Origin of the sequence: Sphingopyxis sp., from assembly GCF_035250425.1 — a bacterium.
Lineage (GTDB): Bacteria > Pseudomonadota > Alphaproteobacteria > Sphingomonadales > Sphingomonadaceae > Sphingopyxis.
Genome location: NZ_DATFFD010000023.1, coordinates 1 through 6,633, shown reverse-complemented (window position 1 = coordinate 6,633; position 6,633 = coordinate 1). Strand labels below are relative to the sequence as shown.

Here is a 6,633-nt window from a genome sequence, read left to right as displayed (position 1 = left end):
GAGGCTGTAGGCGACGTCATAGGCCTTCATGATCTCGGTAATCTCGTCGAAGCGTTCGTAGAGGAAGCTTTCCTTGTGATGCGCGAGGCACCATTTCGCCATGATGCTGCCGCCGCGCGACACGATGCCGGTCATGCGCTTCGCCGCGAGGGGCACATAGGGCAGGCGGACCCCGGCGTGGATGGTGAAATAGTCGACGCCCTGTTCGGCCTGTTCGATCAGCGTGTCGGCGAAGATTTCCCAGGTCAGGTCCTCGGCGACGCCGCCGACCTTCTCCAGCGCCTGATAGATGGGGACGGTGCCGATCGGGACGGGCGAGTTGCGGATGATCCATTCGCGCGTGTCGTGGATGTTGCGCCCGGTCGACAGGTCCATGACGGTGTCGGCGCCCCAGCGGATCGACCAGACCATCTTGTCGACCTCGGCCGCGACGTCGCTGGCGACTGCGCTGTTGCCGATATTGGCGTTGATCTTGACGAGGAAGTTGCGGCCGATCGCCATCGGCTCGCTCTCGGGGTGGTTGATGTTGCTGGGGATGATCGCACGGCCGCGGGCGACCTCGTCGCGGACGAATTCGGGGGTGACATAGTCGGGGATGCTGGCGCCGAAGCTTTCGCCGTCGCGCTTATATTCGGACAGGCGCGCGCGGCCGAGATTCTCGCGCTCGGCGACATATTCCATCTCGGGGGTGATGATGCCGCGGCGGGCGTAGTGCATCTGGCTGACGTTCTGCCCCGGCTTGGCGCGGAGGACCTTGTGGCGGACGCCCGGGAAGGCGGGGACGCCGCCGCTGCGGTCGGGGCCGAGCTGGCCGTTATCCTCGGGCTTGACCTCGCGCTGGGTGACGTCGACGACGTCGCCGCGGCCGCGGATCCAGTCGGCGCGGATTTCGGGGAGGCCGGCGTTGATGTCGATCGTCGCATTGACGTCGGTGTAGGGGCCGCTGGTGTCGTAGACGCGCACGGGGGGCTCGCCCGAATGCGGGTCGAGGTCGATCTCGCGCATCGCGACGCGGATACCGCTGCCGGTCTGCGTCGCGACGTGGATCTTGCGGCTGCCTCTTATGGGTCCGGTGGTGACGCCGATGGGGGTGGCTTGCGCTTTGTCGAGGCGGGAATCGATGTCGGCCATGTGCAGTCGCTCCGTGGGTTATCGGAGCGAGAATGGGGATTCCGGTTGTGGAATACCGACCCTCCCTCCGCCGGTATTAGCCGGATCAGGTTCAACGGGTCGCGGTCTATTCCGCTCTCAACCGGCCATCACAGACGCGGCTCCCCGGGGATGGCGGGGTTATAGGGGGCGGGGGACGAGCTGTCCATTGATGATGGGGATGGGGCGGTGGTAAAAGGCGGCGAGGGAGAGATTTATGCGGATGATGGCGGCGGGCCTGGCGCTCTTGCTCGTGGCGGCGAGCCCGGCGGCTACGGTCGACGATTTGAGCTGGCTCGCGGGCGACTGGGTTAGCGAGGCCGACGGGCGCTGGACCGAGGAGAGCTGGGGCTCCCCGCGCGGCGGCGTGATGCTCGGGCACAGCCGGTCGGGGCGCGGCGAGGTGTTGCGCGAGTTCGAGTTCATCCGCATCGCGGCGGGTGACGATGGCGCGCTTGCCTATATCGCGATGCCGCAGGGCGGGGTGCCGGTGGCGTTCCGGCTGGTGCGCCATGATGCAGCGAGCGCGACCTTCGAGAATGAAGCGCATGATTATCCGCAGCGTGTCGCCTATGCCCGCACCGGCGACACGCTGACCGCGACGATTTCGGCGATCGACGGGTCGAAGCCGCGCAGCTGGACCTATCGGCGGCGCTGATGGACAAGACGGGACGGTTGTTCGCAATCATCGACAGCCTACGCCGGCGGCGGCGGCCGGTGACCGCCGAGATACTCGCCGAGGAGCAGGGCGTGTCGGTGCGCACGCTGTATCGCGACGTGCAGGCGCTGGTCGCGCTCGGCGCGCCGATCGACGGCGAGGCGGGGGTCGGTTATGTGCTGCGCCCCGGCTTCTTCCTGCCGCCGTTGATGTTCACCGCCGATGAGCTGGAGGCGCTCGTGCTCGGCGCGCGCTGGGTCGAGGGGCGGCAGGACGGGGCACTGTCGCGCGCCGCGGGGCTGGCGCTCGCCAAGATCGCGGCGGCGAGTCCCGACGAGCTCAAACAGCGGATCGACGAGGCGGGGCTGTGGCCGGTGAGCAGCGGGTGGCGCGAGATCAACGCGCCGTTGCTCGCGACCGTGCGCGCGGCGATGCGCGCCGAAAAGACGCTGCACATCGGCTATGCCGACGCGAGCGGCGCCGCGACCGAAAGGGCGATCTGGCCCGCGGCGCTCGCCTATTTCGAAGAGAAGCATATCATCGCCGCCTGGTGCCTGCTGCGCCAGGATTTCCGCAGCTTCCGGATCGACCGCGTGACCTCGGCGCGGATCGGCGACGAGGGGTTCGGGCGCCGCCGCGCGGTGCTGATGGCCGATTTCTGGCGCCACCGCGACTATGCCGAACAGCCTGCTGACATGATCTGTCAGGAGAGCCGGCTAGACCCTGCCGGGTGAGGGGCGGCGGCGATCGGCGCCCGAAAACGGTGAGGATTTTTAGCGATGACCCAGACCTATCACGGCTCGTGCCACTGCGGCGCGGTCAAGTTCGAAGCCGATATCGACCTGTCGCAAGGGACGGGCAAATGCAATTGCTCGATCTGCACCAAGAAGCGGGGCTGGAACGCGCAGATCAAGCCCGACGCCTTTCGCCTGCTGACCGACCCCGCGGCGCTGTCCGACTATCAGTTCGGGTCGAACAGCGCGCATCATGTCTTTTGCAAGACGTGCGGCGTGTCGTCATTCGGGCATGGTTATGTCGAGGAAATCGGCGGCGCTTATTATTCGGTGTCGATCGCGTGCCTCGACGATCTGACGCATGCCGAGATGGCGGCGCTGCCCGTGATGCATATGGACGGCGCGGGCAATAATTGGTGGAACCCTCCCGAAGTTACGTCGCATATGTGAGATGCTGCGGGAAGCGTACGTTTTCGCTTCCCCCAGACTCGTCATTCCCGCGAAAGCGGGAACCCAGTTGCGACGTCAGCTCGCTGGATCCCCGCTTTCGCGGGGATGACGAAATAGGGAATGATCCGGTGGAAGCTTCCGGTCCGAGCAGCCTTCAGCCCGTGCGGCGCGCGAGGTACACGCCGACGACCATCAGCACGATCCCGGCCACGCGCTTCGCGTCGATCGCCGCGCGTATCGCGCCGAACAGGCCGAAATGGTCGATCGTCGCCGCGCTGATCAGCTGGCCGACGAGCACGAAGAAGATCGCGTTGCCGACGCCGAAACGCGGCGCGATGAAGGTCACCGCGATGGCATAAAAGGCCATGAAGGCGCCGCCGAAATAGAAATGCGCCGGAATGTCGGACGACAGCCGCACCTGCCCGAGCGAGCCGGTCGCGAGCGCGCCGGTGACCGCGATGAGCAGGCCGAGGCTGAAGAGGATCACCGAGGCCGCCATCGGGCTGCCCAGCCGTACGCCGAGGCCGCCGTTCAATGCGGCGAGAATCGGGATGCCGACCCCGGTCAGGAACATGATCGCGGCAAAGGCGGGGGCGGCATTGTTTGCGGTCATCGTGGCGGCTCCTTCGCGGTTTGGGCCGCACGATAGTCGAGAACGGATAGGCCGCCGATCCCCCAAATTGCGAAATCGATCGCGTCGATCGCGGCGGGCGCGGCCGCGGGGTTTCGGCCGGATCGGCGCCCGAAAAGCCGGGCAAGTCCGTCGAGCAGACGTGTTTTCCGGTCCGCGGTCGTATCTTCGCGCGGGGCCGGGATGGCTAGGCAGGACATGATCTTTCCCTTTTGTCAGAGACCCAGTTCATCGAGCCCCGGATGGTCATCGGGCCGGCGGTCGCCCTGGCCGTCGCGCGGCCAGAGCAGGCGGCGGTCGGCGGCGGCGATCGCGAGATCGTTGATGCTCGCGATCCGCCGCCGCATCTCGCCATTGTCCGCAAATTCCCAATTTTCATTGCCATAGGAGCGCCACCACTGGCCGTCGGCGTCGTGCCATTCATAGGCGAAGCGCACCGCGATGCGGTTGCCGGCGAAGGCCCACAGCCCCTTGACCAGCCGATAGTCATGCTCGCGCTGCCACTTGGCGGCGAGGAAATCGGTGATCGCGGCGCGGCCGGCGACGAAGGTCGAGCGGTTCCGCCACAGGCTGTCCGGCGTATAGGCGAGCGCGACGCGCGCGGGATCGCGGCTGTTCCAGCCGTCCTCGGCCAGACGGACCTTGAGGAGCGCGCCGTCCTGGTCGAAGGGCGGGAGCGGAGGGCGGGACATGGGCTTCCTTTCAGGCGAAGGGGGTGGCGAATTCGATGCGGATGCCGCCGGGCATCGCGCAGATGAAATGATGCGTCGTCGCGCCCTCGCGGATCGGTTCGGGGTCGAACTCGATGATGACGCCGGGGTGGCCCTGGACGCGCGCAAAGACGGTACGCAGCGCAGCGAGATCGGCGACGCGGAGCGCCAGGTGATGCAGGCCGATATTGGCGCGGCGGTCGAACGGGGTCGCGCCGGCGGGATCGGCGACCTGCCAGAGCGTCAGCAAAGCCGTGCCGTCGGAGACGAAGATCGCCGGATAGTCGGGGCGTTCGGCGGCGACCGTGTAGCCGAGCGCTTCGACGAAAAAGTCGCGTGCCTCGGTGACGTCGCGGACGGCAAGGCCGATGTGGTGGGCGCCCAAAGTAAGGGGAGGCGTCGAGGATGTGGTCATTTTTCTTCCTTTGTTGAGCGAAGCGCGGCGAGTTCGGCGCGCAACTGGTTGATTTCGTCCGCCATCGGGCGGATCGCGGCGGAAATTTCGGCTTCGGTGAAGCGCGGGGTGATGTGCTGCGAGCAATTCCATTCCCACCCGATCACATCGATGAAGAAGGCGCGTTCGGGGGTCGCGCGATACCCTTCGGGCATCAGCGCGGTGGCCGCGGCGGGATCGTCGGCGAGTTCGATGCTCACCGCATGGCCGACGAGCTTCAGCCGCTCGCGGTTCGGATAGTCCATCAGGAACAGCGAGACACGGTCGTTGCCCGCGAGATTGGCGGTGCTGATATATTGCTTGTTGCCGCGATAGTCGGCGAAGCCGAGCCGATTGCCCTCGATATGCTTGAGGAAACCGGCGGGTCCGCCGCGATGCTGCATATAGGGCCAGCCGTCGCCGTTGACGCTCGCCATATAGAAGCTGTCGCGCAGCGCGATATAGTCGAGCTCCTTCGCCGTCAGCCGGTCGGGGGTGCCGTCGGCGCCCTCGTCCATCCTGGCATAGGATGCGCGCGATCCGTGACGTTCCTGGAGCGCCTGCACCGCGTCGTTGAACAGTGTCTTCCGGTAATTTTTCGCCATTGTGCCTGACCTTTGGAATGGGACGCGAACGAGGCCGGGAGGGATCGGCCCCATTCGCTGGAGCCGATCTAGGGTGTTGCGACAATCGTGATAATAGGGGAAAGTTGAACGAGTTAATTCCATATATAGGAATAATTATGGACCGCCTGCTTACGCTGGAAATGTTCGTCGCGGTCGCGAGCGAAGGAGGGTTCGCGGCGGCCGCGCGCAAGCTCGGCAGCTCGCCGCCCGCGGTGACGCGCGGAATCGCGGCGCTCGAGGCGCGGCTGGGGACGAGCCTGTTTCACCGTTCGACGCGCGCGGTCGCGCTGACCGATGCGGGGGCGGCGTTCCTCGATCAGGCGCGCCGCATCCTCGCCGACCTTGCGGGCGCCGAGCGCGAATTGCGCGGGGTCGAGGCCGAACCGCGCGGGCAGTTGCACCTGACCGCGCCGGTGATGTTCGGGCGGCTGCACGTACTGCCGGTCGTCGGCGAACTGATGGCGCAGCACCGCGAGCTGGCGGCGCGGATGATGCTGATCGACCGCAATGTGCGGATCGTCGAGGAGGGGATCGACGTCGCGGTGCGCATCGGTCCGCTGGCGGATTCGGGGCTGAAGGCGGTGCGGATCGGCACGGTGCGCCAGATGCTCGTCGCGAGCCCCGCCTATCTGGCGCGGCGCGGGGCGCCGGCGCGCGTCGCGGATCTGGCGGGGCATGATCTGATCGCGGCGATGGGGCCGCGCGCGGCGGGCGAATGGCAGTTTGTGTCGGGGCGCTGGCGCGTCGAACCGCGGCCGCGGCTGGTGCTCAATACCGTCGACGGCATATTGGCGGCGGCCGAGGCGGGGCTGGGGATCGCCAACCTGCTGAGTTACCAGCTCGCCGCGGCGCTCGATGCGGGGCGGCTGATTTCATTGCTGGCCGACGAACAGCCACCCGCGCTGCCGGTGCATCTGCTGTTCGAACCGTCGCGCGCGCGATTGCCCGCGGTGCGGTCGTTCATCGCGGCGATGAAGGCGCGGATGCGGATGGCGGGGCTGGGTTGAGGGGTTCGAGAAGGGGCAGCTTTGGGGTGGTGAACTGGTTTCCCCTCCCGCAGGCGGGAGGGGCAGCGAGGCTTACGAGCTTGCTCGTTAGCCGCAGCGGGGTGGGCTATCGCGACGTCGCTGCCCACCCGCGTTCAGAGTCACGCGCCTCTGAACGCCCCCTCCCGCTTGCGGGAGGGGAGAAGATATGTCCGCAATCGGTCGTTATCTGCTCCAGCCCTAAGCCGGCTTCCAG

The 6,633-nt window shown here is 66.9% G+C and carries 9 protein-coding genes and 1 riboswitch; of the genes, 4 read left to right on the top strand and 5 right to left on the bottom strand.

Annotated elements, in window-relative coordinates; all coding sequences use genetic code 11:
* Positions 1-1,131, bottom strand: a 1,131-nt coding sequence (locus VJ811_RS01595; protein WP_324070520.1) for a phosphomethylpyrimidine synthase ThiC, incomplete at its 3' end; no start/stop codon positions are given.
* Between the two features lie 45 nt (positions 1,132-1,176).
* Positions 1,177-1,288: riboswitch (TPP riboswitch) on the bottom strand.
* A gap of 78 nt (positions 1,289-1,366) precedes the next feature.
* Between VJ811_RS01595 and VJ811_RS01590 the strand changes: the two genes are divergently transcribed.
* From VJ811_RS01590 to VJ811_RS01580, 3 genes are read left to right on the top strand one after another with little or no spacing between them, the layout of a single operon-like run.
* Positions 1,367-1,807 carry a DUF6265 family protein gene (locus VJ811_RS01590; RefSeq protein WP_324070519.1) on the top strand — a complete coding sequence of 147 codons (441 nt, stop codon included), beginning with the start codon at positions 1,367-1,369 and terminating at the stop codon, positions 1,805-1,807.
* Positions 1,807-2,541: a YafY family protein gene (locus VJ811_RS01585; protein WP_324070518.1), complete on the top strand. Its 735-nt coding sequence runs from the start codon at positions 1,807-1,809 to the stop codon at positions 2,539-2,541. The genes VJ811_RS01590 and VJ811_RS01585 overlap by 1 nt, the downstream gene beginning before the upstream one ends.
* 45 nt (positions 2,542-2,586) lie before the next feature.
* Complete coding sequence (locus tag VJ811_RS01580; protein WP_324070517.1) at positions 2,587-2,991, top strand: GFA family protein; 405 nt, start codon at positions 2,587-2,589, stop codon at positions 2,989-2,991.
* A 154-nt stretch (positions 2,992-3,145) separates the two neighbouring features.
* Here the strand turns inward: VJ811_RS01580 and VJ811_RS01575 are convergent, their stop codons facing one another.
* The 4 genes from VJ811_RS01575 to VJ811_RS01560 all read right to left on the bottom strand — a co-directional run bounded on the left by VJ811_RS01575 (position 3,146) and on the right by VJ811_RS01560 (position 5,370).
* On the bottom strand, positions 3,146-3,604 hold the full coding sequence (locus VJ811_RS01575; protein ID WP_324070516.1) for a DMT family transporter: 459 nt from the start codon (positions 3,602-3,604) through the stop codon (positions 3,146-3,148).
* 233 nt (positions 3,605-3,837) lie between these two features.
* Positions 3,838-4,314 (bottom strand): nuclear transport factor 2 family protein, encoded by a 477-nt coding sequence (locus VJ811_RS01570; RefSeq protein ID WP_324070515.1) that lies wholly within the window; start codon positions 4,312-4,314, stop codon positions 3,838-3,840.
* A gap of 10 nt (positions 4,315-4,324) precedes the next feature.
* The gene (locus VJ811_RS01565; protein WP_324070514.1) at positions 4,325-4,747 is read right to left on the bottom strand and encodes a VOC family protein; all 423 of its coding nucleotides are present in this window, start codon (positions 4,745-4,747) and stop codon (positions 4,325-4,327) included.
* Positions 4,744-5,370 carry a pyridoxamine 5'-phosphate oxidase family protein gene (locus tag VJ811_RS01560; RefSeq protein ID WP_324070513.1) on the bottom strand — a complete coding sequence of 209 codons (627 nt, stop codon included), beginning with the start codon at positions 5,368-5,370 and terminating at the stop codon, positions 4,744-4,746. The genes VJ811_RS01565 and VJ811_RS01560 overlap by 4 nt, the downstream gene beginning before the upstream one ends.
* A 137-nt stretch (positions 5,371-5,507) precedes the next feature.
* Here VJ811_RS01560 and VJ811_RS01555 point away from each other — a divergent pair, with 137 nt between their 5' ends.
* Complete coding sequence (locus VJ811_RS01555) at positions 5,508-6,398, top strand: LysR family transcriptional regulator (protein WP_324070512.1); 891 nt, start codon at positions 5,508-5,510, stop codon at positions 6,396-6,398.
* Positions 6,399-6,633 lie beyond the last annotated feature (235 nt).